The sequence below is a fragment of the Citrobacter sp. RHBSTW-00986 genome (genome assembly GCF_013783065.1).
Classification (GTDB): Bacteria; Pseudomonadota; Gammaproteobacteria; order Enterobacterales; family Enterobacteriaceae; genus Citrobacter; species Citrobacter braakii.
Genome location: NZ_CP056200.1, coordinates 4,138,920 through 4,164,696 on the forward strand (window position 1 = coordinate 4,138,920; position 25,777 = coordinate 4,164,696).

24 protein-coding genes are annotated in these 25,777 nt (G+C 53.9%); 7 read left to right on the plus strand and 17 right to left on the minus strand.

Annotation, left to right across the window (positions count from 1 at the left end):
* The first annotated feature begins 42 nt into the window (after positions 1–42).
* Positions 43–1,047, plus strand: coding sequence for an IS110-like element IS4321 family transposase (locus HV345_RS20005; protein ID WP_000427623.1), 1,005 nt, complete (start codon positions 43–45; stop codon positions 1,045–1,047).
* A 300-nt stretch (positions 1,048–1,347) separates the two neighbouring features.
* Complete coding sequence (gene yjjX / locus HV345_RS20010; RefSeq protein ID WP_016151618.1) at positions 1,348–1,863, plus strand: inosine/xanthosine triphosphatase; 516 nt, start codon at positions 1,348–1,350, stop codon at positions 1,861–1,863.
* 76 nt (positions 1,864–1,939) lie between these two features.
* Here the strand turns inward: yjjX and trpR are convergent, their stop codons facing one another.
* Both trpR and sltY read right to left on the minus strand, forming a co-directional pair.
* Positions 1,940–2,266 carry a trp operon repressor gene (gene trpR, locus HV345_RS20015; protein WP_019078321.1) on the minus strand — a complete coding sequence of 109 codons (327 nt, stop codon included), beginning with the start codon at positions 2,264–2,266 and terminating at the stop codon, positions 1,940–1,942.
* A gap of 90 nt (positions 2,267–2,356) precedes the next feature.
* Positions 2,357–4,294, minus strand: coding sequence for a murein transglycosylase (gene sltY, locus HV345_RS20020; RefSeq protein WP_047358370.1), 1,938 nt, complete (start codon positions 4,292–4,294; stop codon positions 2,357–2,359).
* A 408-nt stretch (positions 4,295–4,702) separates the two neighbouring features.
* Here sltY and ettA point away from each other — a divergent pair, with 408 nt between their 5' ends.
* On the plus strand, positions 4,703–6,370 hold the full coding sequence (gene ettA / locus HV345_RS20025; protein WP_003019019.1) for an energy-dependent translational throttle protein EttA: 1,668 nt from the start codon (positions 4,703–4,705) through the stop codon (positions 6,368–6,370).
* Positions 6,371–6,465: 95 nt separating this feature from the next.
* On the opposite strand, the gene nadR is transcribed toward ettA, so the two are convergent.
* The 3 genes from nadR to serB all read right to left on the minus strand — a co-directional run bounded on the left by nadR (position 6,466) and on the right by serB (position 10,195).
* Positions 6,466–7,695 (minus strand): multifunctional transcriptional regulator/nicotinamide-nucleotide adenylyltransferase/ribosylnicotinamide kinase NadR, encoded by a 1,230-nt coding sequence (gene nadR, locus HV345_RS20030; RefSeq protein ID WP_016151614.1) that lies wholly within the window; start codon positions 7,693–7,695, stop codon positions 6,466–6,468.
* Between the two features lie 65 nt (positions 7,696–7,760).
* On the minus strand, positions 7,761–9,143 hold the full coding sequence (radA, locus tag HV345_RS20035) for a DNA repair protein RadA (protein ID WP_181635970.1): 1,383 nt from the start codon (positions 9,141–9,143) through the stop codon (positions 7,761–7,763).
* A gap of 83 nt (positions 9,144–9,226) precedes the next feature.
* A complete protein-coding gene (gene serB, locus HV345_RS20040; protein WP_003829946.1) occupies positions 9,227–10,195 on the minus strand; it encodes a phosphoserine phosphatase in 969 nt (322 codons plus the stop codon).
* 115 nt (positions 10,196–10,310) lie between these two features.
* Between serB and HV345_RS20045 the strand changes: the two genes are divergently transcribed.
* Positions 10,311–10,952 (plus strand): YtjB family periplasmic protein, encoded by a 642-nt coding sequence (locus tag HV345_RS20045; RefSeq protein ID WP_016151612.1) that lies wholly within the window; start codon positions 10,311–10,313, stop codon positions 10,950–10,952.
* A 20-nt stretch (positions 10,953–10,972) separates the two neighbouring features.
* Positions 10,973–11,989, plus strand: a complete 1,017-nt coding sequence (lplA, locus tag HV345_RS20050) for a lipoate--protein ligase LplA (protein ID WP_181635971.1) — start codon at positions 10,973–10,975, stop codon at positions 11,987–11,989.
* 84 nt (positions 11,990–12,073) lie between these two features.
* On the opposite strand, the gene deoD is transcribed toward lplA, so the two are convergent.
* The 4 genes from deoD to deoC all read right to left on the minus strand — a co-directional run bounded on the left by deoD (position 12,074) and on the right by deoC (position 16,548).
* Positions 12,074–12,793, minus strand: coding sequence for a purine-nucleoside phosphorylase (gene deoD, locus HV345_RS20055; RefSeq protein WP_000224864.1), 720 nt, complete (start codon positions 12,791–12,793; stop codon positions 12,074–12,076).
* Positions 12,794–12,992: 199 nt separating this feature from the next.
* Entirely contained in the window at positions 12,993–14,216 is a 1,224-nt protein-coding gene (gene deoB, locus HV345_RS20060; protein WP_016151610.1) for a phosphopentomutase, read from the minus strand.
* A gap of 50 nt (positions 14,217–14,266) precedes the next feature.
* A complete protein-coding gene (gene deoA / locus HV345_RS20065) occupies positions 14,267–15,589 on the minus strand; it encodes a thymidine phosphorylase (protein ID WP_016151609.1) in 1,323 nt (440 codons plus the stop codon).
* A 179-nt stretch (positions 15,590–15,768) separates the two neighbouring features.
* Positions 15,769–16,548 carry a deoxyribose-phosphate aldolase gene (deoC, locus tag HV345_RS20070; RefSeq protein WP_220132118.1) on the minus strand — a complete coding sequence of 260 codons (780 nt, stop codon included), beginning with the start codon at positions 16,546–16,548 and terminating at the stop codon, positions 15,769–15,771.
* Between the two features lie 261 nt (positions 16,549–16,809).
* Here deoC and HV345_RS20075 point away from each other — a divergent pair, with 261 nt between their 5' ends.
* On the plus strand, positions 16,810–18,360 hold the full coding sequence (locus HV345_RS20075; protein ID WP_181635972.1) for a YjjI family glycine radical enzyme: 1,551 nt from the start codon (positions 16,810–16,812) through the stop codon (positions 18,358–18,360).
* Positions 18,332–19,195, plus strand: coding sequence for a YjjW family glycine radical enzyme activase (locus HV345_RS20080; RefSeq protein WP_181635973.1), 864 nt, complete (start codon positions 18,332–18,334; stop codon positions 19,193–19,195). Before HV345_RS20075 ends, HV345_RS20080 begins: the two co-directional genes overlap by 29 nt.
* Before the next feature lie 32 nt (positions 19,196–19,227).
* Here HV345_RS20080 and HV345_RS20085 read toward each other — a convergent pair whose 3' ends face one another.
* From HV345_RS20085 to HV345_RS20120, 8 genes are all read right to left on the minus strand, one after another.
* Positions 19,228–20,004, minus strand: a complete 777-nt coding sequence (locus tag HV345_RS20085) for a metal-dependent hydrolase (protein ID WP_181635974.1) — start codon at positions 20,002–20,004, stop codon at positions 19,228–19,230.
* The gene (locus HV345_RS20090; protein ID WP_016151604.1) at positions 20,001–21,074 is read right to left on the minus strand and encodes a patatin family protein; all 1,074 of its coding nucleotides are present in this window, start codon (positions 21,072–21,074) and stop codon (positions 20,001–20,003) included. The genes HV345_RS20085 and HV345_RS20090 overlap by 4 nt, the downstream gene beginning before the upstream one ends.
* Before the next feature lie 245 nt (positions 21,075–21,319).
* Positions 21,320–21,481, minus strand: coding sequence for a DUF1328 domain-containing protein (locus tag HV345_RS20095; protein ID WP_003019081.1), 162 nt, complete (start codon positions 21,479–21,481; stop codon positions 21,320–21,322).
* Between the two features lie 127 nt (positions 21,482–21,608).
* Entirely contained in the window at positions 21,609–22,226 is a 618-nt protein-coding gene (osmY, locus tag HV345_RS20100; protein WP_016151602.1) for a molecular chaperone OsmY, read from the minus strand.
* A 306-nt stretch (positions 22,227–22,532) separates the two neighbouring features.
* Positions 22,533–24,122: a peptide chain release factor 3 gene (gene prfC / locus HV345_RS20105; RefSeq protein WP_016151601.1), complete on the minus strand. Its 1,590-nt coding sequence runs from the start codon at positions 24,120–24,122 to the stop codon at positions 22,533–22,535.
* Positions 24,123–24,214: 92 nt separating this feature from the next.
* A complete protein-coding gene (gene yjjG / locus HV345_RS20110; RefSeq protein WP_016151600.1) occupies positions 24,215–24,895 on the minus strand; it encodes a pyrimidine 5'-nucleotidase in 681 nt (226 codons plus the stop codon).
* A gap of 14 nt (positions 24,896–24,909) precedes the next feature.
* Positions 24,910–25,356 carry a ribosomal protein S18-alanine N-acetyltransferase gene (gene rimI / locus HV345_RS20115; protein WP_181635975.1) on the minus strand — a complete coding sequence of 149 codons (447 nt, stop codon included), beginning with the start codon at positions 25,354–25,356 and terminating at the stop codon, positions 24,910–24,912.
* Entirely contained in the window at positions 25,325–25,738 is a 414-nt protein-coding gene (locus HV345_RS20120) for a DNA polymerase III subunit psi (RefSeq protein WP_075847916.1), read from the minus strand. The genes rimI and HV345_RS20120 overlap by 32 nt, the downstream gene beginning before the upstream one ends.
* Positions 25,739–25,777 lie beyond the last annotated feature (39 nt).

Genomic DNA, 25,777 nt, shown 5'->3' on the forward strand with positions numbered 1-25,777 from the left:
CCGGTACTATGCTGAGGACAGGCTTTCATTCGGAGAACTATCATGGAAAACATTGCGCTCATTGGTATCGATCTGGGTAAAAACTCTTTCCATATTCATTGCCAGGATCGTCGCGGGAAGGCTGTTTACCGTAAAAAATTTACCCGGCCAAAGTTGATCGAATTTTTGGCGACATGCCCCGCTACAACCATCGCAATGGAAGCCTGTGGCGGTTCTCACTTTATGGCACGCAAGTTGGAAGAGTTGGGGCATTCCCCAAAGCTGATATCACCACAATTTGTCCGCCCGTTCGTTAAAAGCAATAAAAACGACTTTGTCGACGCCGAAGCTATTTGTGAAGCTGCATCGCGTCCGTCTATGCGTTTTGTGCAGCCCAGAACGGAATCTCAGCAGGCAATGCGGGCTCTGCATCGTGTCCGTGAATCCCTGGTTCAGGATAAGGTAAAAACAACCAATCAAATGCATGCTTTTCTGCTGGAATTTGGCATTAGCGTTCCCCGAGGAGCTGCCGTTATTAGCCGACTGAGTACCATTCTTGAGGATAATAGTTTGCCTCTTTACCTCAGCCAGTTATTGCTGAAATTACAACAGCATTATCACTATCTTGTTGAGCAGATTAAAGATTTGGAATCCCAGTTGAAACGAAAGTTGGACGAAGATGAGGTTGGACAGCGCTTGCTGAGCATTCCCTGCGTCGGAACACTGACAGCGAGTACTATTTCAACTGAGATTGGCGACGGGAAGCAGTACGCCAGCAGCCGTGACTTTGCGGCGGCAACAGGGCTTGTACCTCGGCAGTACAGCACGGGAGGTAGGACGACATTGCTGGGAATTAGTAAGCGAGGTAATAAAAAGATCCGAACTTTGTTGGTTCAATGTGCCAGGGTATTCATACAAAAACTGGAACACCAGTCTGGCAAATTGGCCGATTGGGTCAGGGATTTACTGTGCCGGAAAAGCAACTTTGTCGTCACTTGTGCTCTGGCAAACAAGCTGGCCAGAATAGCCTGGGCCCTAACGGCACGACAGCAAACTTATGTAGCATAACGGCAGAAATACACCGGTTTAAAGAATTACTGATCTGGTTTTGCGAATACTGATATTGATGATACTAACGGCCCACCGGCCTGTTGAGGAACCTGTAAAACGGAAAGGCTCATTGAAGCCGTATATTTTCTGGAGGTTCATCAGGCGCGGAACTCATCAAGGCGCGGGAATAAAATCCCATTCAGACGCCGGATAGATTCAAGCAAGCCAACTTGTCGTCAAAATCAGTGTTGCAAAAACGGGAGTGACCATAGATTCCGTTATACTGCGATGCGATGAATTTTCAAACTGAGCTTAATTATGCACAAGGTTATCTCTGCGACCACCAATCCTGCCAAAATTCAGGCAATTCTGCGGGCATTTGAAGAGATTTTCGGGGAAGGATCCTGCCATATTGAACCCGTCGCCGTCGAGAGTGGCGTGCCGGAACAACCTTTCGGAAACCAGGAAACGCGCACTGGCGCACGAAATCGCGTTGATAATGCGCGCCGTCTGCACCCGCAGGCTGATTTCTGGGTCGCTATTGAAGCGGGAATTGACGACGATGCGACCTTCAGTTGGGTGGTGATTGATAATGGCGTCCAGCGCGGCGAAGCCCGTTCAGCCACGCTGCCATTGCCAGCTGTCATTCTCGATAGAGTCCGTCAAGGCGAAGCGCTCGGTCCGGTGATGTCGGACTACACGGGTATTGATGAGATTGGCCGTAAAGAAGGCGCAATCGGCGTCTTTACCGCGGGCAAGCTGACGCGCTCAAGCGTATACCACCAGGCGGTGATTCTGGCGCTCAGCCCGTTTCATAACGCAGTGTATTTATAGCGTTGTGCCGGATGGCGGCTTCGCCTTATCCGGCCACAACCGCGCCACATCCTTAGGCCTGATAAGCGAAGCGCCATCAGGCATTTTTTAGCAGCACCTGCTCCAGCCAATGACGCAGATCCACCGGTGCGGATTTGAGGCTGTTCGACCCCCGTGTAATGGTGGCGATCCCCGCCCCGAGCTCGTTTTTAAGCTCGCGCTGACTCATCTCGCCGCGCAGCAGCTCTTCAATGATACGCACGCGCGTGCCCAGCGCTTCGCGCTCATCCGGCGTTAACATCAAATTGAGCAGGGGCAGGTGTAAGTCTTGTTCATAGGCGTGTTTAAGCAGATCGACAAAACGTAACCACTCCTGGTGACGCTGTTCTGCCATCTCTGCCGAATAGGGTGATTGCTGAGTCATAAGTTATCGCCATCGTTGCGGGGGAAGCGTGCTTGCCGCCCCCCTTTTGTACTCTTTAACGAGTACGATAGCATAACACAACCGACACGATCAGTAACGACGTTGCCATTCTGCGTCGCTCATCAACTCCGGCTTATCACCAAGGAAATAGCGATAGTACGCATCGTAAGCCAGCACGTTCTTCACGTAGCCACGCGTCTCAGAGAATGGAATGCTTTCGACAAACGCGACAGCATCGATACGACCCGCGCTATTGCCAAGCCAGGTGCGAACGCGCCCCGGTCCGGCGTTATAGGCCGCCGACGCGAAAATGCGGTTATTACCGAATTGCTGATAGACATACTGTAAATAGCTGGTACCAATGTTGATGTTGGTATCAGGATCCAGTAGTTGGCTCGGGCTGCTGTAACCTGGAATCGAGAACATTTTCACCGTATGCGTCGCCGTGCCCGGCATAATCTGCATCAGCCCGCTGGCGCCAACCGGCGATTTCACTTTCGGGTTCCAGGCGCTTTCCTGACGCGCTATCGCCATCGCATAGCTTGGCGGAATATCCTTGCCGCTGGTGTAGCGTGTAAACAGATCCTTGTAGGCCAGTGGGAAACGCTCTTCCAGATGATCCCACAGCTTACCGGCGATCGTCGCTTGTACGCTCAGATCCCACCAGTGATTGTTGAACGCGTAACGCGCCAGCTGAGCCTGCTCAGACTTCGTGCGACTGGTGACCAGATTCGCCCATTCACTGCGCGCGGTATTGTCCAGATTCCAGTACATTAGCTCGCGCACACGTGCCATTTCCGGTCCCTGAGTCAGCGCAGAGTCAACGTTTGCCGGGGCTTTATCCACTTTCAGCTCGTACTCTTCACCCAGACGCTGTGCCGCCACCATCGGATAGAAACCGCGCTGCTGCATGAGCTGGTGCAGGATCTCTTTGGCTTCCGCCTCACGCCCGCGCTCAAGCAGCAGATCCGCCTGCCAGTAACGCCACTCATCTTTCTCTTTTGCTTCCATTGGCAAACGCGCCAGCCAGGTATTCAGACCACGACGATCGCCGGTTCCCAGCGCCATGCGCACACGGCGCTCCACAAGCGAGGTGGAATTCGAGCGCATAATGGCGTCATCGCGCCATTTGGCCTGCTCATCGGTAACGTCATTACCCATCAGACGCCAGGCGACGATGTCGCGCAGCTCCTGGGTTTGCTCGTCATTCAGCTGTTGCGCCTGCGCCAGAGACGGGATCATCAGGCGGGCGTTTTCCGCATCCTGACGCGCCACGCTGGAAAAAGCCACCGCCGCCATCTGTCGGGTGAAATCCGTCGCGCCAGTGGTGCGCGCAAAGGTCATCACCGAATTCGGATCGTTGGCCAGCGCGATGATCGCCGAAGCGATAGTTTGGTATTGCGCGGGCATTTGCCCAGCTAACGCCGTGACCAGACCGGTATTCCCGGCTTTCATCGCCAGACGAATACGCTCCAGATACGCCAGCGGATCCTGAGTTCCTGAGGCGCGCCATACACCGAATAATTTGTCACAGGCGTTCGGCTGGCTTTTCCCGCTCAACCACAGTTCTTTCGCGCCCTGCCAGGCCTCTTCGGTTTGCCCGGTGCTCCATTTCGCAAAGTAATAGTTGCATTGCGCTTCCGTGGTACCCGGTTTTTCTGGGCTGAACGCCAGTAGTCCACGCCAGTCCTCCCGTCGCGCCAGTTCATTCACGAAACGTGATTGCAGAGTACGCGCGGGGGGCAGCGTCGGGTTGGCGCGCACAAAATTGGTAACGGTAATGGTGGGCTGATTCATCAGATCGTCAGTAATCTGACGATATTCCAGATAAGGATACAGAGGATAATTCTTCAGGCCGGGCATCATCTGCTCTACGACATCCATCTGTCGGTTATCCCAGGCCTGTTTAATTTGCGCATAGCGACTGCGCTGCTCATCCAGGGAATCGGCTCGCGCCACTTGACTGACCGTCAGCAGACATACGCTGGCCGCCAGCAGGCGCCAGGTAAATTGATTGGCTTTGTCCACAAGCTCTTCCTCTTCTCATGTTACGTCTGTGCAGCATCATGCCGCTTAATTAGTTCATGCTAACCAGACATTGCAGAATGCGCCACGTCACGGACACTTTTTTACTTTTGTTGCGAATGAGATCTGCTGGCTGGGATTGGGCAATGAAAAAGGCTACACTTCGCCTTTGATAACTATTTACCAATAATTAGCCCTAAATAATTCAAGTTGCAGCAAGGCGGCGAGGGAGTAAATCCCCTGAGCGTACAAAGTGCGTGACTGGGGGGAACAACAAATCTGTCAGGAACAGATTTGAACGCTGCGGAGCAGCGGCCCGCAAGGGCGAGGCTCATAGATGAGCCGAGTAACTCACAGCCAACGCATCTGCAGCTTGAAGTATGACGGGATAAATAAAGAGGCGAGTCCAACGTGGCCCAATTTGTTTATACCATGCATCGTGTCGGCAAAGTCGTTCCGCCGAAACGTCATATTCTTAAAAACATCTCACTGAGCTTCTTCCCTGGCGCCAAAATCGGTGTACTTGGTCTGAACGGCGCGGGTAAATCAACCCTGCTGCGCATCATGGCCGGCATTGATACCGATATCGAAGGTGAAGCTCGCCCACAGCCTGGCATTAAAATCGGTTACCTGCCGCAGGAACCAAAACTGAACCCGGAACATACCGTTCGTGAATCCGTGGAAGAAGCGGTTGCCGAAGTGGTTAACGCGTTGAAAGGTCTGGATGAAGTGTACGCAAAGTACGCCGAGCCGGACGCCGACTTCGATAAACTGGCTGCGCAACAGGGCAAGTTTGAAGAGATCATTCAGGCGCACGACGGTCATAACCTGAACGTGCAGCTTGAGCGTGCCGCTGACGCCCTGCGTCTGCCGGACTGGGATGCTAAAATTGAGAACCTCTCCGGTGGTGAACGCCGCCGCGTCGCGCTGTGCCGCCTGCTGCTGGAAAAACCAGACATGCTGCTGCTCGACGAGCCGACTAACCACCTGGACGCCGAATCCGTTGCGTGGCTGGAACGCTTCCTGCACGACTTCGAAGGCACCGTGGTGGCGATTACCCACGACCGTTACTTCCTAGACAACGTTGCGGGCTGGATTCTGGAGCTTGACCGCGGCGAAGGTATTCCATGGGAAGGCAACTACTCCTCCTGGCTGGAGCAGAAAGATCAGCGTCTGGCGCAGGAAGCGTCTCAGGAAGCGGCTCGCCGTAAATCCATTGAGAAAGAGCTGGAGTGGGTGCGTCAGGGCGCTAAAGGCCGTCAGTCTAAGGGTAAAGCCCGTCTGGCACGCTTTGAAGAGCTGAACAACACCGAATACCAGAAGCGTAACGAAACCAACGAACTGTTTATCCCACCTGGAGCACGTCTGGGTGATAAAGTCGTTGAAGTCACCAATCTGCGTAAATCCTACGGCGATCGCGTTCTGATTGACGACCTGAGCTTCTCCGTACCGAAAGGCGCCATCGTCGGCATCATCGGTCCGAACGGCGCGGGTAAATCTACCCTGTTCCGTATGATGTCCGGTCAGGAACAGCCAGACAGCGGCACCATCACACTGGGTGAAACCGTCAAGCTGGCTTCCGTTGACCAGTTCCGTGACGCCATGGACAACAGCAAAACCGTGTGGGAAGAAGTTTCCGGCGGGCTGGATATCATGAAGATCGGCAACACCGAGATGCCAAGCCGCGCCTACGTAGGCCGCTTCAACTTTAAAGGTGTTGATCAGGGTAAACGCGTAGGCGAACTCTCCGGCGGTGAGCGCGGTCGTCTGCACCTGGCGAAGCTGCTGCAGGTTGGCGGCAACATGCTGCTGCTTGATGAACCAACCAACGACCTGGATATCGAAACCCTGCGCGCGCTGGAAAACGCCCTGCTGGAGTTCCCGGGCTGCGCGATGGTCATCTCGCACGACCGTTGGTTCCTCGACCGTATCGCGACCCACATTCTGGATTACCAGGATGAAGGTAAGGTTGAGTTCTTCGAAGGTAACTTTACCGAATACGAAGAGTACAAGAAACGCACGCTGGGCGCAGATGCGCTGGAGCCGAAGCGTATTAAGTACAAGCGTATTTCGAAGTAATTACCGTTAAGCGCCGGATGGCGTTGCGCTTATCCGGCCTACGAGGTGAGTCCGACTTGTAGGCCGGATAAGCGCAACGCCATCCGGCATTTACGCTATCTCTGCTCGCCCATCAACTCTTTCACCAACTCCACGCAGCGCAGAAATCGACCGTCATAGTCGGGCTCCTGAACGTGCACAAAATTGATATTGTTTTCCTGCAGCATCTCGACCAGCAGCGACTGAAACGCTTTTCTGTCAACCGAACTGCCGAGACTGCGTAAGCCATCCGCCACCCATGGAGTATTGTTCTCCAGCAGGATCACCAGGTCAAAGCGATACTCGTCAATCAGGGCCTGCACAAACGGGTGTTCACGCCCTTCATACTTTTTGCAGAAGGCCTGAGTGGTAACGAAATCGGTGTCGATAAACGCCACTTTATTGGCATACTTGACAGCAAAATCAATGTATTGGGCTTGTCCCAGGGCGATTTTATCGTAGTCGGAATACTGCAACGCCATCTCATCACCACCCAAATGGGAGAAGACGTAATCACGCCCATATTCCCACGCACTGGTAGTGTTAAAGATATTGGCGAGCTTGTTCACCAGCGTCGATTTTCCGCTCGACTCTCCGCCGAGGATCGCCACAGTGCGCACGAAAAACGGCTTCACTTCTGTAGGAATATACTCCCAGTAGCGAAATGGGTTCTCACGGATTTGCCCGCCGCTGATGTTCATAAACGTTCGTTTGGGATCCACCAGCACGGTTTCGATCCCCAGATGTTCCAGATACTGCGGGGCATCTGACTCTTCAGAGGTGTAAATCCAGTTAGGCTGGATCCCTTTCTCCTGCATAAACGTTTTAATCCCATTGCTCCACACATCCCAACCGTGTGGATACGGCTCCATACCCTCTTCGTTGAAGGCATGAATACGGATATTTTTCTGATACTTAAAGGTTTGCAGCAGCCAGCGTAGACGATCGGGCACCGTGGGCTGTTGCGACATAGCGCTGTCTTCAAACAGGCTGCGATCGCGCGTGTCGTCATACCCCATGATGATATGCAGTTCATCGACCTGACTACACGCGCGCTGGATAAGATAGATATGGCCGGTATGCAGCGGATAAAACTTACCGAATACCACACCGATATTCTTCTGCTGGCGCGGAAACTCCAGCCCGAGAAACCGGTGCAACGCCTCCAGCTTTTGCGCGCTGGGGCTTTTAATTTTGGCATTCAGCAGTTGACTTAAATATCCCTTGGTCATGCCACTGGCATCTGCCACCTGTTGCAGGGTACAGCCCTTTTGCTTAATGGCAGTTTTCAGATAATCAAATGACACAAGAGCCTCCTGCTGTAAAAATAAACGTAATACCCAATACCGCCGGAAAGACGGCGGGTATTTTATTATAGGTCGTCAAACACGCTTAAAGCATCCGTAAGCTTCTTAACGCCAAAGACCTGCATCCCTTCCGGCACTTTTTTCGGCACGTTGGCGGCAGGAACAATCGCCCGACGAAAGCCGTGCTTCGCCGCTTCCGAAATACGCTCCTGGCCGCTGGGTACCGGACGGATTTCACCCGCCAGTCCCACTTCGCCAAAGACCACTAAGTCCTGCGGCAGCGGTCGGTCGCGCAGGCTGGAAACCATTGCCAGTAGCAGTGCCAGATCGGCGCTGGTTTCGTTAACCTTCACGCCACCGACCACGTTGACGAACACGTCCTGATCCGCCATCTGCAAGCCGCCGTGACGATGCAGCACGGCCAGCAGAATCGCCAGACGGTTCTGCTCCAGACCGACCGCCACACGACGCGGATTCGCCATCATCGAATGGTCGACCAGCGCCTGAATCTCCACCAGCAACGGGCGCGTGCCTTCCCAGACCACCATCACCGAACTGCCGGAGGTGACTTCATCGCCACGGCTTAAGAAGATAGCGGAAGGGTTGCTAACTTCACGCAGCCCCTGTTCGGTCATGGCAAAGACGCCCAGTTCATTCACCGCGCCAAAGCGGTTTTTATGGCTACGCAGAGTACGAAAACGGGAATCGGCGTCACCGTCGAGCAGCACCGAGCAGTCAATACAGTGCTCCAGCACCTTTGGACCGGCCAGCGAGCCGTCTTTGGTGACGTGGCCGACCATGACAATCGCCACGCCGCGCGTTTTGGCAAAGCGGGTCAGGTAAGCCGCGGTTTCGCGCACCTGTGCCACGCTGCCCGGCGAAGACTGAATGTCCGCCATGTGCATCACCTGAATGGAGTCGATAACCATCAGCCTCGGCTGTTCTTCTTCGGCAATCAGGCAAATTTGTTCGATACTGGTTTCCGACAGCATGTTCAGATTCGCCGTCGGCAGACCGAGTCGATGCGCGCGCATCGCCACCTGTTGCAAAGACTCTTCGCCGGTGACGTACAAGGTTTTCATCTGCTCAGCGAGCTTGCACAGCGTTTGCAGCAGCAGCGTTGATTTCCCTGCGCCGGGGTTACCGCCAATCAGGATGGCGCTGCCGGGCACCACACCGCCGCCCAGCACGCGGTCAAACTCTTTAAATCCGGTGGAAAAACGCGGCAACTCTTCAAGGCTGATATCAGACAGCTTCTGCACTTTTGCGATGCCCGCATTCCCGGCATAGCCGCTGAGCCGCTCGTTACGCGCCACCGTTGGTGACGCGGCAAGGCGTACCTCGGTAATGGTGTTCCAGGCCTGACAGGCGCTGCATTGCCCTTGCCAGCGCGGGTAATCGGCCCCGCATTCGTTACAAACAAAGGCGCGTTTTGGAGCTTTGGCCACGTTTTACCTCTTTCGTTAGCGCGTTTACCGGACAGCGTGGGCGCTTATCCGGCCTACGGTCACTTTGCCATCAGGCAATTAAATCATTTCTGGTTCATGCTGCCAGAGAGAATGCAGAACACGCCCATCAGGTCAGCGTGACGGATCGTAATCTCCGTCTTTTCATTCACTTTGGGTTTGGCATGATACGCTATACCCAGTCCAGCCGTTTTGATCATCGGCAGATCGTTGGCGCCATCGCCGATCGCCACCGTCTGCGCCATCGGGATCTCATACTCCTGCGCCAGGCGGGTCAGGGTGTTTGCTTTGTACTGGGCATCGACGATATCGCCGATCACGTTGCCGGTGAATTTACCGTCCATGATCTCCAGCTCGTTTGCCACAGCCGCCGTCAGACGTAGTTTGTTACGCAGATAATCGGCAAAGAAGGTAAAACCGCCGGAGGCAATTGCCACTTTCCAGCCGAGCGTTTCCAGTTTTAACACCAGTTGAGTCAGGCCAGGCATCAGTGGTAGCGTTTCGCGCACCTGGTGCAAAATATTGGCATCAGCGCCCTTCAACGTCGCCACGCGGCTGCGCAAGCTGGCGGTAAAGTCCAGCTCGCCGCGCATCGCGCGTTCGGTGACTTCCGCAACCATTTCGCCGGTTCCCGCCAGTTTGGCAATTTCATCGATACACTCGATCTGGATAGCCGTTGAATCCATGTCCATCACCAGCAAACCCGGCGTGCGCAAATGCGGAATTTTACCCAGTGGCGCAACATCCAGTTTGGCATCATGCGCCAGTTTTGCCGCACGCGGCGTTAACGAGCCCGCCAGACGAATCACCTGATAATCCTCAACGCACCACGCCGCCACGATCACCATCGCCGCACCCAGTTTGCTCTGGTATTGCGTTAACCGTTGTTTATCCAGACCACGACCGTACAGCAGCCAGCCACTGCGGCCCGCGTGGTAATCCAGCGGCATGACTTCATCACCGCTTAAAGAGAGAGGCAGACCTGGCCACAGAGAAACATCTTCAGGTAGATCGCACCAGGTAATGTTAGGCATTAAAGCTCCTGTAAAATCGTTCGGGTCGGAATCATCAGGGGAAAATAACGCATGAGGCTACCCTGTAACCAGCGCTTCTGGCAACATTAAGTCTCAAATTTTCAGCAGGTGGAATATGGCTCGCACAAAACTGAAATTCCGACTTCATCGTGCAGTGATTGTATTGTCCTGCCTTGCGCTGCTCGTTGCTCTGATGCAGGGCGCGTCCTGGTTTAGTCAAAGCCACCAACAGCAGCGTAATCCGCAGCTCGAAGAGCTGGCGCGCACGCTGGCTCGCCAGGTCTCCTTGAACGTCGCCCCGCTGATGCGTACCGAAACACCGGATGAAAAGCGCATTAAAGCGGTACTCTCGCAGCTCACGGAAAGTAGCCGTATTCTGGATGCGGGCGTCTACGATGAACAGGGAGACCTGATTACACGCACCGGTGAGAGCGTCAACGTTCGAGACCGACTGGCGTTGGACGGCAAAAAAGCCGGGGGCTATTTTAACCAGCAGATTGTCGAGCCCATTCAGGGAAGAAATGGTCCGCTGGGCTATCTACGCCTGACGCTGGATACCCACACGCTCGCCACCGAAGCCAAGCAGGTGGATAACACCACCAACATCTTACGCCTAATGCTGCTTCTGTCACTGGCAATTGGCGTGGTGCTCACCCGTACCTTATTGCAAGGCAAGCGCACCCGCTGGCAGCAATCCCCTTTCCTGCTGACCGCCAACAAACCGGTACAGGAAGAAGACAACGAGAAGAAAGAGTAATAACAGAAAGGAAATCGACCATGACGACACTACGCCTGCTTATCTCAGACTCTTACGATCCGTGGTTTAACCTCGCGGTCGAAGAGTGCATTTTTCGCCAGATGCCCGCCACGCAGCGCGTCCTGTTCTTGTGGCGTAACGCCGATACGGTGGTGATTGGCCGGGCGCAAAACCCGTGGAAAGAGTGTAATACCCGCCGTATGGAAGAAGACAACGTGCGGCTCGCCCGTCGCAGCAGCGGCGGCGGCGCGGTGTTCCATGACTTAGGCAATACCTGCTTTACCTTTATGGCCGGTAAACCGGAGTACGACAAAACCATCTCTACTGCTATTGTCCTCCATGCCCTGAACGCGCTGGGCGTAGACGCCGACGCCTCCGGGCGTAACGATCTGGTCGTGAAAACGCCAGACGGCGATCGCAAAGTTTCCGGCTCTGCTTATCGGGAAACGAAAGACCGCGGATTCCACCACGGCACGCTGTTGTTGAACGCCGATCTCAGCCGCCTGGCAAACTATCTCAATCCGGATAAAAAGAAACTCGCCGCCAAAGGCATCACCTCGGTTCGCTCACGCGTAGCGAATCTAACGGAGCTGTTGCCGGGCATCACCCATCAACAGGTCTGTCAGGCCATCACGGAAGCCTTTTTTGCCCACTACGGCGAACGTGTCGAAGCGGAAATTATCTCGCCGGACAAAACCCCGGATCTGCCGAACTTTGCCGAAACCTTTGCCCGTCAGAGCAGTTGGGAGTGGAATTTTGGTCAGGCGCCTGCGTTCTCGCATCTTCTGGACGAGCGTTTCACCTGGGGCGGCGTTGAGCTGCATTTCGACGTGGAAAAAGGTCATATCACCCGTACGCAGGTCTTTACCGACAGCCTCAATCCCGCGCCGTTAGAATCGCTGGCGGGTCGTCTGCAGGGGTGTTTGTACCGTGCGGATATGCTGCAACAGGAGTGCGAAGCGCTGCTGGTTGATTTCCCACAGCAGGAGAAAGAGTTACGCGAGCTGTCATCGTGGATTGCCAGTGCAGTGAGCTAAACGCTGGCCTGAAAATGCCGGATGGCGGTCCGGCATACATCGATTGTAGCCCGGTAAGCGCAGCGCTACCGGGCATCACAACACTTACTCTTTATCGCCCAGCAGAACGGATTCCAGTGCGATTTTGATCATGTCGTTGAAGGTCGTCTGACGTTCAGCGGCAGTGGTCTGCTCGTGAGTACGGATATGGTCGGACACGGTACAGATGGTCAGCGCTTTCGCACCAAACTCAGCCGCAACGCCGTAGATACCCGCCGCTTCCATTTCCACGCCCAGCACGCCGTATTTTTCCATTACGTCGAACATTTCGCCGTCCGGAGAGTAGAACAGGTCAGCGGAGAACAGGTTGCCCACGCGCGCGTCTACGCCCAGCGCTTTTGCCGCATCAACTGCATTACGCACCATGTCGAAGTCAGCGATAGCTGCGAAGTCATGATCTTTAAAACGGATACGGTTTACTTTGGAGTCGGTGCAGGCGCCCATACCGATAACCACGTCACGCAGTTTAACGTCCATACGCACAGCGCCGCAGGAGCCTACGCGAATGATTTTCTTCACGCCAAAATCGGTGATCAGCTCTTTGGTGTAGATAGAGCAGGACGGGATACCCATCCCGTGACCCATAACGGAGATCTTACGGCCTTTGTAAGTACCGGTGAAACCTAACATGCCGCGAACGTTGTTCACTTCACGAACATCTTCGAGGAAAGTTTCAGCAATATGCTTTGCGCGCAGCGGGTCGCCCGGCATCAATACGACGTCAGCGAAATCACCCATTTCTGCATTAATATGTGGAGTTGCCATCTTCAGTTCCCTTTTGATTTATTGTTTTTGTCGAGGGGGTAGCAATGCCTTACCCAACCGACAAAACGAATTCAAATACCCTAAGGATTTCGCGTTGTAGGAAGGCGACGAATTCGGAACCCCCGGGAGCATAGATTACCTATGTGACCGGGGCGAGCGAATGAAGTCAACGCATCTACAGCGCGAAAGACAACGGGTATCACAGCATGTTTTTACCGTAGTCCATCGGCGATGTACCAAAGTAGCTCGCCAGCGTCTGGCCAATATCCGCGAAAGTTTCACGGTGGCCTAAAGAACCTGGTTTCACTTTCGGGCCGTAAACCAGCACCGGAATGTGCTCACGGGTGTGGTCAGTGCCGGTCCAGCTCGGGTCACAGCCGTGGTCAGCGGTCAGGATCAGAATGTCATCTTCACCCACCAGTTCCATCAGTTCAGGTAAACGGCGGTCGAACAGTTCCAGACCTGCAGCGTAACCAGCGATATCGCGACGATGTCCCCAGGAAGAGTCGAAATCAACGAAGTTAGTGAAGACGATGGTCTTATCACCCGCTTCTTTCATCTCTTTGATGGTGGCGTCGAACAGCGCGTCCAGGCCGGTAGCTTTCACTTTTTTGGTGATGCCGCAGTTAGCGTAAATATCCGCGATTTTACCGACGGAAACCACGTGACCGTCTTTCTCGTCGACCAGTTTCTGCAGCACAGTCGGTGCTGGCGGCTCAACGGCCAGATCGTGACGGTTACCGGTACGCTGGAAATTACCCGCTTTATCACCGATAAACGGACGCGCGATAACACGACCGATGTTGTAACCACCTTCGGTCAGTTCTTCACGAGCGATTTCACACAGTTCGTAGAGTTTATCCAGGCCAAAAGTCTCTTCGTGACAGGCAATCTGGAACACGGAGTCTGCAGAAGTATAGAAAATCGGCTTGCCGGTTTTCATATGCTCTTCACCCAGTTGATCCAGGATCACGGTACCGGAAGAGTGGCAGTTGCCGAGGTAGCCCGGCAGGTTGGCACGTTTGACCAGTTTATCCAGCAGTTCCTGCGGGAAGCTGTTGTCATGATCGGAGAAATAACCCCAGTCAAACAGAACCGGAACACCCGCGATTTCCCAGTGGCCAGACGGCGTGTCTTTCCCGGAAGAGAGTTCATGCGCCCAGGCGTAGGCACCAATCACTTCCGCGTTACCGTCCATACCAGCAGCAATTTTACCGGTAGAACCTTCGTGAGCTTTCACCAGGCCCAGACGGGTCAGGTTAGGCAGATTCAGTGGACCTTTGCGACCCTTGTCAGCTTCGCCTTTCGCACAGGCTTCTGCAATGTGTCCCATAGTGTCTGAGCCTACGTCGCCAAAGCGATCCGCATCTTCAGTCGCACCAATACCAAAGGAGTCCAGCACCATAATAAATGCACGTTTCATCTTGTTCTCCAACATCTGCGCCGCAAAAAAGCGATCAGATCAGTATACAGTTATTCGGTAATACGACGATAGACTGTCGGTGTAATTTCTGGCGCTTTATCGTCAAGGCTAATTGCCGCTTTGACCGCTTTCGCCGCTTCCTGCCAGCTGGCTTCGTCTTTGGCGTGGATCACCGCCAGCGGACGCTGTCCGTCTACGCTGTCGCCCAGACGCGCCATGTCGCTAAAGCCAACGCTGTAATCAATGGTGTCCGAAGCCTGACGACGACCGCCGCCCATGGAAACAACCGCCATTCCCAGCGCTCGGGTATCCATAGCGCTGACAAAACCTTCGGTATCAGCATATACCGCTTTGCTGAGCATTGCCGTCGGCAAGTACTTCGCATAATTTTCGACGAAATCGGTCGGGCCTTTCTGCGCTGCAACCATGCGACCAAAAATCTCTGCCGCTTTGCCGTTATCCAGCACCGCCTGCAATTTCGCACGGGCTTCGGCATCGTCTTTCGCCAGATTGCCGGAGATCAGCATTTCCACGCACAGCGCCATCGTGACGTCTAACAGACGTGGATTGCGGTATTCACCTGTCAGGAACTGCACCGCTTCGCGGACTTCTACCGCGTTACCTGCGCTGGATGCCAGTACCTGGTTCATATCGGTTAACAGCGCGGTGGTGCGTACACCCGCTCCGTTCGCCACGCCGACAATCGCTTCGGCAAGCGCTTCAGAAAGCTCATAGGTCGGCATAAAGGCGCCGCTGCCTACTTTCACATCCATCACCAGCGCATCCAGCCCTTCCGCCAGCTTTTTCGCCAGGATAGAGCCGGTAATCAGCGGGATGGAATCCACCGTCGCGGTAATATCGCGGGTGGCATAAAAACGTTTATCCGCCGGTGCGAGCGAGCTGGTTTGCCCAATAATCGCCACACCCACGTCTTTAATAATTTCACGGAAACGCGCATCGTCCGGGAAGATGTCAAACCCTGGGATGGCTTCCAGTTTATCGAGCGTACCGCCGGTATGACCCAGACCACGTCCGGAGATCATCGGAATATAGCCGCCACATGCAGCGACCATCGGGCCTAACATCAGTGACGTTACGTCACCCACGCCGCCGGTAGAGTGTTTATCCACAATCGGGCCGTTCAGCTGCAGGCTTTTCCAGTCCAGCACGGTTCCTGAATCACGCATTGCCATGGTCAGCGAAACACGCTCAGGCATTGTCATATCGTGGAAGAAAATGGTCATCGCCAGGGCGGCGATTTGCCCTTCAGAGATGGTGTTGTCGCGAATCCCATTGATAAAGAAACGAATCTCTTCATCGCTCAGCGCATGACCATCACGTTTTTTACGAATAATTTCTTGTGCGAGAAACATGGTAACCCCCGATAAATCAGGTTAAATGCAGCGGAAAACCCACTGCAATGAATGATTACTCTAAACAATTCGAGTCGCAGGAAGCGGCAAGGAAGCTCATCCCCAGGCGCTTACTACAGTAAGTGACTGGGGTGAGGGAGTGCAGCTAACGCACCTGCGGCTTGAAGTATGACGAGTAATTAGTAGCTGCTTGCGCTCTTACCGTCGCCGTGACCCAGCGCTTTCAGCAGGCTCGCCAGCAGGCTGGATGCGCCAAAACGATAGTGACGGGAATCGGCCCAGTCAGCGCCAAACAGTTCGTCGGCAATCGCCAGGAACTGCTGTGCATCTTCTGCGGTACGCACGCCGCCTGCCGGTTTGAAACCTACAGTTTTAGAAACGCCCATGTCGCGGATCACTTCCATCATGATGCGTGCGCTTTCCGGCGTCGCATTTACCGGCACTTTACCGGTGGAGGTTTTGATGAAATCAGCACCCGCTTTGATGGAGATTTCAGACGCTTTACGGATAAGACTCTCTTCTTTCAGCTCACCGGTTTCGATGATCACTTTCAGCAGCACGTTTGCCGCCGCACACGCATCTTTACATGCTTTAACCAGATCAAAACCAACCTGCTCGTTACCGGCGATCAGGGCACGGTAAGGGAACACCACGTCAACTTCATCCGCGCCGTAGGCAATCGCCGCGCGGGTTTCAGCCAGCGCAATCTCGATGTCGTCGTTGCCGTGCGGGAAGTTGGTCACGGTTGCAATACGGATGTCCGGAGTGCCTTGCTCTTTCAGCGTTTTACGCACAATAGGGATGAAACGCGGATAGATGCAAATAGCGGCAGTGTTGCCTACCGGGGTCTTCGCCTGATGACACAGCGCGATCACTTTTTCATTGGTGTCGTCGTCATTCAGGGTGGTCAGATCCATCAGTTTCAGTGCACGCAGGCTGCTTGCTGTTAAATCGGTCATAACATTCTCCAACGGCATCGCCGTATAAAATTTCACCTTGCGAGTTTGTTAGTATTCTAACATCCGCTCGCTATTACACTTCGATATACATCACAGTTAATGAAAACCACATACAGATTTGCATTACTCTAATGAGATCTACTTCAAATAAATCACCTTTCAAGAAGGGATGCGGTGGCATCAGGCGCATCCGGATCAAAGGTTGTGGCGGCGTTGCTTTCTACAATGGCGTTACACCTTCGGGATAAAAAGGAATCAACGATGCCCACTTCAAGCGAACTCGCGCTGCAACAGCGTTGCCAACAAATCGTGACCAGTCCGGTGCTCAGCCCTGAGCAGAAACGCCACTTCCTGGCGCTGGAGGCTGAAAACGCGCTGCCTTACCCGCAACTACCTGCTGAGGCTCGCCAGGCGCTGGATGACGGGGTGATCTGCGATATGTATGAAGGTCATGCCCCGTTCAAACCGCGCTATGTTTTACCCGACTACGCGCGTTTTCTGGCCAACGGTTCCTCATGGCTGGAACTGGAAGGAGCCAGGGATCTTGATGACGCGTTATCCTTACTCACCATCCTGTATCACCACGTTCCGTCAGTCACCTCGATGCCGGTCTATCTCGGCCAGCTCGACGTTCTGTTGCAACCGTATGTTAGAATTCTAACACAAGATGAGATCGATATTCGAATAAAACGTTTCTGGCGTTATCTCGACAGAACCCTGCCAGACGCATTTATGCATGCCAATATCGGCCCCGCAGATACGCCTGTCACCCGTGCAATTTTACGCGCAGACGCAGAGATAAAGCAGGTTTCGCCTAATCTGACGTTCATTTATGATCCGCAAATTACACCTGACGACCTGCTGCTCAACGTGGCGCAAAATATCTGCGAGTGCAGTAAGCCGCACATTTCCAACGGCCCCGAAAATGATAAAATTTTCACAAAAGGTCAGTATGGCGTCGTCAGCTGTTACAACTCGTTGCCGCTCGCCGGGGGTGGAAGCACGCTGGTCAGGCTCAATCTGAAAGCCATCGCAGAGCGCAGCACCTCTGTCGATGACTTCTTTACGCGCACCCTACCGCACTATTGCCAGCAGCAAATCGCCATCATTGATTCACGATGTGAATTCCTCTATGAAAAATCACATTTCTTTGAGAATAGCTTCCTGGTGCAGGAAGGGTTGATTGATCCCGAACGTTTTGTCCCTATGTTCGGCATGTATGGCCTGGCGGAGGCGGTGAATCTGCTGTGCGATAAGGCGGGGCAGAATGCTCGCTACGGAAAAGACGAGGTCGCCAATCAGCTCGGCTATCGCATCAGCGCCCAACTGGCGGAGTTTGTAGAAAGTACCCCGGTGAAATTTGGCTGGAAGCAGCGCGCAATGCTGCACGCACAGTCAGGGATCAGTTCTGACATCGGCACCACGCCGGGCGCGCGTCTGCCCTACGGCGATGAGCCAGATCCGATCACTCACCTGCAAACCGTCGCACCGCATCATGCGTATTATCACGCTGGGATCAGCGACATTCTCACGCTGGATGAAACCATCAAGCGCAATCCTCAGGCGCTGGTGCAATTGTGCCTCGGGGCGTTTAAAGCTGGGATGCGTGAGTTTACTGCCAACGTGAGTGGTAACGATCTGGTCCGCGTCACCGGCTATATGGTACGCCTGTCGGATCTGGAAAAATATCGCGCCGAAGGTTCACGCACCAACACCACCTGGCTGGGCGAAGAAGCCGCGCGCAATACGCGCATTCTGGAACGACAACCTCGCGTGATTAGCCATGAACAGCAGATGCGCTTCAGTAAGTAAGATCATTCCTTTCTCCTGCGTCGACGGGCCGGGCAGTCGCCTGGCTCTGTTTCTGCAAGGATGTAACCTGCGCTGTAAAAATTGCCACAATCCGTGGACGATGGGACGCTGCAACGACTGCGGGGAATGTGTCCTGCATTGCCCGCATGAGGCGCTGAGCCTGAGTGCGGGGAAAGTGAGATGGCAATCCGACGTATGTCAGCAGTGCGATACCTGCCTGCACATGTGCCCACAGCAGGCCACGCCGATGGCGCAACCCCTGAGCATTGATGAAGTGCTGCAGCATATTCGCAAGGCGGTGCTGTTTATTGAAGGAATTACGGTCAGCGGCGGCGAAGCGACCACCCAGTTGCCGTTTATCGTGGCGCTGTTTAACGCGATCAAAACCGATCCGCAGCTGCAACACCTGACCTGCATGGTAGACAGCAACGGCATGCTGAGCGAAACCGGCTGGCAAAAACTACTGCCGGTATGCGACGGCGTAATGCTCGATTTAAAAGCCTGGGATAGCGCGTGTCATCGACAGTTGACTGGCCGCGATAACACGCTGATTAAACAAAGCATTACCTTTTTGTCTGGGCAGGGAAAACTTGCGGAACTGCGCCTGCTGGTTATTCCTGACCACGTGGATTATCTACAGCATATCGATGCACTAGCGGCGTTTATCAAACGTTCAGGTGATGTTCCAGTGCGGCTAAATGCCTTTCATGCGCACGGGGTGTACGGCGAAGCGAAGGACTGGCCGAGCGCCACGCCTGAGGATGTGGAGCAACTGGCGCAAAGATTGCGCGAGCGCGGAGTGGATAATTTGATCTTCCCGGCGCTGTACCTGTAATTGCCGGATGCGACGTATCCGTCGTCCGGCAATTAAAAATCAAATAACGCCGTTGTATTGCGATACAGCGCATCAGCGATAACATCCGCAGGTTCCGGGCGCAGCTCGCAGAGGACATCAAAGACTCTGACCACCTGCTCCGGGCGATTCGGCTGTCCCTGAAAGCCTTTGAGCGGCATATCCGGCGCGTCAGTTTCCAGCAGCAGTGAGTCCAGCGGCAGTTGCGCCATTACCTCGCGGGTTTTACTGGCGCGCGGATAGGTAATGGTGCCGCCCACGCCAATTTTGTAGCCCAGTTGCACAAAACGTTCGGCCTGCTGCACGCTCCCGGAAAACCCATGCACCACGCCGGTTCGCGGCAAAGCATGGCGTTTCAGGTGCATCGCCAGCTTGTCATGAGTGCGCCGCGAATGCAGGATCACCGGCAGCTCGTAACGCTTCGCCAGCTTAAGCTGCGCTTCCAGCAGCCGCTCTTGCTTATCGAATTGCGGATCGTCCCGATAAAGATCCAGCCCAATCTCGCCTACCGCCACCAGCTTTTGCGGACGCTTATCCAGCGCCTGCTGCAACTGCTCCAGGCAGTCATCGCTATGTTGCTCAATAACAATGGGATGCAGCCCCAGGGCGGCAAACAATGGAGGGTAATTTTCCGCTAACGCCAGTACACGGGAAAAATTTGCCGCCTGGGTGGCCGGAACGATAATGCTTTGCACGCCGACGTCAGTCGCGCCCTGAATACTGGCAGATTCATCGCCCGTAAACGGCGGAAAATCAAAGTGACAATGCGTATCAATAAAACGATAACTCACGCCAAATCCTCATTATTAAACGTCGTGTCGTTAGCCTGAGGCGCATTGGTCACCACGGGGGCGTGAGCGTCGTTAGCCACCGGCGCAGGTGGAACCACGACCGGTCCCGGCACCACAATCTTCGGCGTCTGACGAGGCAGCGGCGCATTTTTCGCCAGCAGCTTACCGACGGTTGCCAGGAAGTAACGACCACACAGGCGTCCGGTCTTGTAATCTTCCCGCAGCGCCGGAATACGGCTTCCTAATGCCATGCTATGGAGCGGTTTGGGCGGGTAGATCTCAAAGATACGCAGCTTGCCCGGCGGTTTCTCAATAAAACTCTGAATCGCGCGATAGCTGGCTTCATGGTGCTGGACCAGATTCAGCAGCGGTTGCAGGCTGCTTTCGCCCAGCCAGCGTTCCATACGCTTGAACCACTGCGGGGTGTAATACATTTGCGAAGGCACGGTGCGGATAACCACCAGCGTTTTTGCCCCCTGCTTCGCCGCTTCCTGCACGGGGATGGCGTCGCTGACTCCCCCATCGAGATAATTCACACCATCCAGCGCAACCCCTGCGCGGTAGAACCCGGGAATCGCGCTGGAGGCACGAATAAGATCGAGCCAGTTTTGCCGGTTCGGCGAAAAATAGCCAGGCGTGTAGTCATCGCCCCGACAGGCGCACATATAAAACGATTTCCCTGCGGCAAACAGGCGCTCGGCGTTATCCATCGCCAGCGGCATCTGAGACGCAGTCGAATCCACCAGCCAATCGAGATCGATTAAGTTTCCCCCGCGCACAAAGCGCACCGGGTCAAAAAATTCACGTCGGGTAGTGTAACGCATGATGACTTTACGGCCGTAACCCGGCTGGTTACAAAGATAGGCTGAAAGGTTTTGCGCACCAGCGGAGGTCCCGTAGAAGAGATCAAAAGGATTGAACTGCGCGCGCATGAATTCATCCAGTACGCCAGCGGTGAAGATGCCTCTTTGTCCGCCGCCCTCACACACCAGCGCCATACTGCCTGGTTGAAACGGACGTAACGATAACGGCGCAATATTGCCGAGCGTGACGGGTATTCTCTGCCCCACCTCTGCCTTCCTGTTGTTTTTGTAATAGAACAACAAAGTAACGCAAATTGCCTGATGCTAAAACCGTAAAAGCCAGTCCGGTGGACTGGCTTAGTAGCAAGTTATCTTTACGGTTAATCCCCAAAATAATTCGAGTCACAAGAAGGCGGCAAGGGCGTGAATCCCGATCTGCTTACTCTGGTAAGTGATACGGGCGAGCACGCGTAGCCAGCGCACCTTTAACTTGAAGAATAAAGGGGATGTCGCTAGGGCCGTTTACGACCTGTAAACAGGCTGACCAGAAACAGAATGATCCCCACCACAAAAACAATTTTCGCTGCGCCAGCAGCGGTACCCGCCAGTCCACCAAAACCCAGTGCAGCGGCAATTAACGCGATAACCAGAAATATGATGCCCCATCGAAACATGCGCTTCTCCTTTACCATAGTTAATGTCACCGCTTGATATGAGCACTCAGGCTGCCCATCGGCGATATTTTCAGTGTGGTGCACAACACGCCTCCCGACAAACGTCGGGAGGACGAATTAAGTCTAATTAGTGAGTTTTAAGATCGTTTTTGACGCTTTTCACGCCATCAATCGCTTTGGCGATGCTCTCAGCGCGATCGCTTTGAGCCTGCGATTCAACGGTTCCTGAAAGCTGTACCACGCCATCGGTGGTTTCAACTTTCACTTTGCGGGAAGGGACAATATCATCGGCCAGCAGCTTGGCTTTTACCTCACTGGTGATTGCCGTATCGCCCGCATAGCCTTTTACAGAAGTGTCTTTGCTATCACGTACGTGCAGTTTGTCGCTAACGGAGGTCACACCCTCAACGCCTTTGGCGACTTTAACTGCCTCTTCGGCCTGTGCCTGGCTTTCAACAAACCCGCTTAGCGTCACCACCTTCTGGTCGGTTTTAACGGAAATGTCGGTGCTCTTAATGCTATCGTGATCCACCAGCGCGGCTTTTACTTTCGCAGTGATGGTGCTGTCATCCATGAAATTACCGACTTTGTTCATGGAGCTATCGACTTTCTGCCCCGCACTTTCGACGCCGGATTGCGTTTTATCCGTCGTGGAGTTTTCTGCATAAGCAGAACCCGTTGCAACAGCGGAGGTCAGCATCACGGCCAGCAGCGTTTTAGAAATCTTAAGTCCTGTCATTGTCATCGATGTATTCCTGTATGTTTGCTAAAAGCTGCGCTCTGCCGTAAAACGGCTTGAGCCAGCAACTAATCTTGTAAGTGGAATAAATATCAGCAATAGAAGCTGCAACAGGCAGCCTAAAAAGCATTTAACGCCGACATTTATGTCATCACATTGTTAAATATAGTTCAGGATTTCGTGATCGCAGTCCAGATTGACTAAAAAACGTGCAAACAAAAGAAAAACGAGAGGTTTTAAGAACATTCCGCAAGGGATTTAAAAGACAGGAAAAGTTGTAGGGCACGGCGGATACCGTGCCCTGAAGGTCGATTAGTGTTCGCGCGTTTTGCGGAACTGAACGTCAGGGTAACGTTCCTGGGTGAGATTCAGGTTAACCATGGTCGGCGCGATATAAGTGAGGTTATCGCCGCCATCCAGCGCCAGCTGAATTTCGTTTTTACGCTTGAATTCTTCGAATTTCTTCACGTCAGAACACTCTACCCAGCGTGCTGTCGCTACGTTGACCGACTCATAAATCGCTTCAACGTTGTATTCGCTCTTCAGGCGTGAAACCACCACGTCGAACTGCAGCACACCAACAGCGCCCACGATCAGATCGTTATTAGCGATCGGACGGAAAACCTGCACTGCGCCCTCTTCGGACAGCTGAACCAGCCCTTTCAGCAGCTGTTTCTGCTTCAACGGATCCTTCAGACGAATACGACGGAACAGCTCCGGCGCGAAGTTCGGAATACCGGTGAACTTCATCATTTCGCCTTGGGTAAAGGTATCGCCAATCTGGATAGTGCCGTGGTTGTGCAGACCCAGAATATCGCCCGGATACGCTTCTTCCACGTGAGAACGGTCACCAGCCATAAAAGTCAGCGCATCGGAGATAACCACGTCTTTACCAATGCGCACCTGGCGCATTTTCATGCCTTTCTCGTACTTGCCGGACACCACGCGCATAAACGCCACGCGGTCACGGTGTTTCGGGTCCATGTTGGCCTGAATTTTAAACACGAAGCCGGTGAACTTCTCTTCTGAGGCTTCAACAACGCGGGTGTCGGTTTTACGCGGCATCGGCGCAGGCGCCCACTCCACTAAGCCATCCAGCATATGATCAACGCCGAAGTTACCGAGCGCGGTACCGAAGAATACCGGGGTGATTTCGCCCGCGAGGAACAGCTCATGGTCGAACTCGTTAGACGCGCCCTGCACCAGCTCCAGCTCGTCGCGCAGCTGCTGCGCCAGGTCTTCCCCCACGGCGGCATCGAGTTCCGGGTTGTTCAGACCTTTAACAATGCGCACTTCCTGAATGGTGTGGCCTTTACCCGTCTGGTACAGGTAAGTTTCGTCTTTATATAGGTGATAGACGCCTTTGAACAACTTACCGCAGCCAATCGGCCAGGTGATCGGCGCACAGCCGATTTTCAGTTCATTCTCGACTTCATCCAGCAGCTCCATCGGATCGCGGATGTCACGGTCGAGTTTGTTCATAAAGGTCAGGATCGGGGTATCACGCAGACGGGTAACTTCCATCAGCTTACGGGTCCGGTCTTCAACGCCTTTTGCGGCGTCGATGACCATCAGGCAGCAGTCCACCGCCGTCAGAGTACGGTATGTATCTTCAGAGAAGTCTTCGTGCCCTGGGGTGTCCAGCAGGTTTACCAGGCAGTCATGATATGGAAACTGCATCACAGAAGTGGTAATGGAGATACCACGCTGCTTTTCCATTTCCATCCAGTCAGATTTCGCATGCTGGCTGGAGCCACGGCCTTTTACCGTACCGGCGGTCTGGATCGCCTGTCCGAATAACAGTACCTTTTCAGTAATTGTCGTTTTACCGGCATCCGGGTGAGAAATAATGGCAAAAGTGCGGCGTTTGGCCACCTCTTGCAAATAAGGAGACAACGTCATAGTCAAATCTTCTTAGGTAAGCACGGCAACAGGCCGTGCAAGTTGAATACGAAAAATTGCGGCTATTTTACCCATCAACGGGGGGGAGGCAATCAGTGTTTACACAGGAGCCGCTCCAGTTCACTTAATGACGCCACGGTCCAGGTCGGCTGAATGCCCGCTGGCTGCTCGCGGTGGTGCGTATTTAGCCAGCAGGTGGATAGCCCGGCGTTAATGCCGCCAAGAATATCGGACTCTGCGGTGTCGCCCACCATCAGTACGCGGGAACGCTCAGGATTGCCCGCCTGCTCCAGCGCATGGTCAAAAATACGGGGGTCAGGTTTTGCCACGCCAACCTGCTCAGAAATCACCAGCAGGTCAAAATAGTCGCGCAGCCCCGTCCGCTCAAGGCGGATTTGCTGCAACGCCGTAAAGCCGTTAGTAATAATACCGATTTTTGTTTTATCACGAATCGCATTGAGCAAAGAAACCGCCCCTGGCAACGGCGAGCAGATCTCCGCCATCGCATTGATAAAGGCGTCATTAAGCTGGCCTGGCTCAACCTTCAGGCGTTCAGCCCAGCTCTGAAAACGAGCGTGCTGGAGTTGTAATGAGGTTATCGCACCGTTTTGATAATCCACCCACAGCGGTTTATTTACGGCCTGGTAGTCCTGAAAATCTTCAGCGGTAAAGGTAATGCTATAGTCGAGAAACATCCGCTGTAAGCCGGTAAACGAGTCAAACGTAAACAGCGTTTCGTCGGCATCAAAGAAAATCCAGTCCCACTTCTTCATCATTACACCTTGTCTTACATGCTGATTGGCAATGCCATTATAATGGCGTCTTCATGACCATCGGCCGTCGGATAGTAATTGCGCCGGATCGTCGCCTCGTTAAAGCCCAGGCTTTCGTACAGCGCGATAGCGGCAGCATTTGAGGCGCGTACTTCAAGCCACAGTGTCAAAATGCCACGCTTTTCCAGCTCATCGATCAGGTATTCCAGTAGCTCACGCCCCAGGCCTCGGCGCTGAAAGTCAGGATCGACGGCAATATTGAACAGCGTAGCTTCATCCAGCACGACCTGTGTAATCGCAAAGGCGGCCATTACGTCGTCAACCCTCAACTGAAAATTGAGGTAGCGATCGCTCTGGTTGCTGGCAAATGTTTTTTCACTCCACGGAAAAGCGTGGGCGCGTTTTTCAATCTGAAATGCTGCAGGTAAATCAGTCGGTTCGAGGGAAGAAATCGTGTTCATATGCGCAGATTTGTTGCCATAACGCGGCGCGGGCCGCGGGGTTTTCCCGTAATTCATTAAACGCAGGACTCTCGACCTGAGCGCCCTCCAGCAGCAGCGGCTCTTCGGTTCCCAGCCGCCAGCTATTACAGCGACTGCCCTGCGGCAGCATGGCGACACGATCAGGCGTCAGTTGTAAAACCTGATCCGGGCTGACGGTTAATGCGCGTAAAATATCGCCCATCAACGGTTCGGTTAGTGCGGGTAATTGTGCAGCAACCATCACCAAACGGACGTGCGCAGGAATTGAAATCGCGATCTCGCCCTGCAGTGCGCCGGGACGACGCAATGACCACTGCGTAATGCCCAATTGCTGTAACTGCCAGTCTCGTCGGGATGTCATAGCGAAACACTCCTGTCTATCAGGGGCGCAAATATAGCA

What these genes read in the sequence shown, in the direction of transcription:
- HV345_RS20005 (WP_000427623.1), top strand. Translation starts at nt 43, where the DNA reads ATGGAAAACATTGCGCTCATTGGTATCGATCTGGGTAAAAACTCTTTC.
- yjjX (WP_016151618.1), top strand. Translation starts at nt 1,348, where the DNA reads ATGCACAAGGTTATCTCTGCGACCACCAATCCTGCCAAAATTCAGGCA.
- trpR (WP_019078321.1), bottom strand. Translation starts at nt 2,266, where the DNA reads ATGACTCAGCAATCACCCTATTCGGCAGAGATGGCAGAACAGCGTCAC.
- serB (WP_003829946.1), bottom strand. Translation starts at nt 10,195, where the DNA reads ATGCCTAACATTACCTGGTGCGATCTACCTGAAGATGTTTCTCTGTGG.
- HV345_RS20045 (WP_016151612.1), top strand. Translation starts at nt 10,311, where the DNA reads ATGGCTCGCACAAAACTGAAATTCCGACTTCATCGTGCAGTGATTGTA.
- lplA (WP_181635971.1), top strand. Translation starts at nt 10,973, where the DNA reads ATGACGACACTACGCCTGCTTATCTCAGACTCTTACGATCCGTGGTTT.
- deoD (WP_000224864.1), bottom strand. Translation starts at nt 12,793, where the DNA reads ATGGCAACTCCACATATTAATGCAGAAATGGGTGATTTCGCTGACGTC.
- deoB (WP_016151610.1), bottom strand. Translation starts at nt 14,216, where the DNA reads ATGAAACGTGCATTTATTATGGTGCTGGACTCCTTTGGTATTGGTGCG.
- deoA (WP_016151609.1), bottom strand. Translation starts at nt 15,589, where the DNA reads ATGTTTCTCGCACAAGAAATTATTCGTAAAAAACGTGATGGTCATGCG.
- deoC (WP_220132118.1), bottom strand. Translation starts at nt 16,548, where the DNA reads ATGACCGATTTAACAGCAAGCAGCCTGCGTGCACTGAAACTGATGGAT.
- HV345_RS20075 (WP_181635972.1), top strand. Translation starts at nt 16,810, where the DNA reads ATGCCCACTTCAAGCGAACTCGCGCTGCAACAGCGTTGCCAACAAATC.
- HV345_RS20080 (WP_181635973.1), top strand. Translation starts at nt 18,332, where the DNA reads ATGAACAGCAGATGCGCTTCAGTAAGTAAGATCATTCCTTTCTCCTGC.
- HV345_RS20095 (WP_003019081.1), bottom strand. Translation starts at nt 21,481, where the DNA reads ATGTTTCGATGGGGCATCATATTTCTGGTTATCGCGTTAATTGCCGCT.
- osmY (WP_016151602.1), bottom strand. Translation starts at nt 22,226, where the DNA reads ATGACAATGACAGGACTTAAGATTTCTAAAACGCTGCTGGCCGTGATG.
- prfC (WP_016151601.1), bottom strand. Translation starts at nt 24,122, where the DNA reads ATGACGTTGTCTCCTTATTTGCAAGAGGTGGCCAAACGCCGCACTTTT.
- yjjG (WP_016151600.1), bottom strand. Translation starts at nt 24,895, where the DNA reads ATGAAGAAGTGGGACTGGATTTTCTTTGATGCCGACGAAACGCTGTTT.
- rimI (WP_181635975.1), bottom strand. Translation starts at nt 25,356, where the DNA reads ATGAACACGATTTCTTCCCTCGAACCGACTGATTTACCTGCAGCATTT.
- HV345_RS20120 (WP_075847916.1), bottom strand. Translation starts at nt 25,738, where the DNA reads ATGACATCCCGACGAGACTGGCAGTTACAGCAATTGGGCATTACGCAG.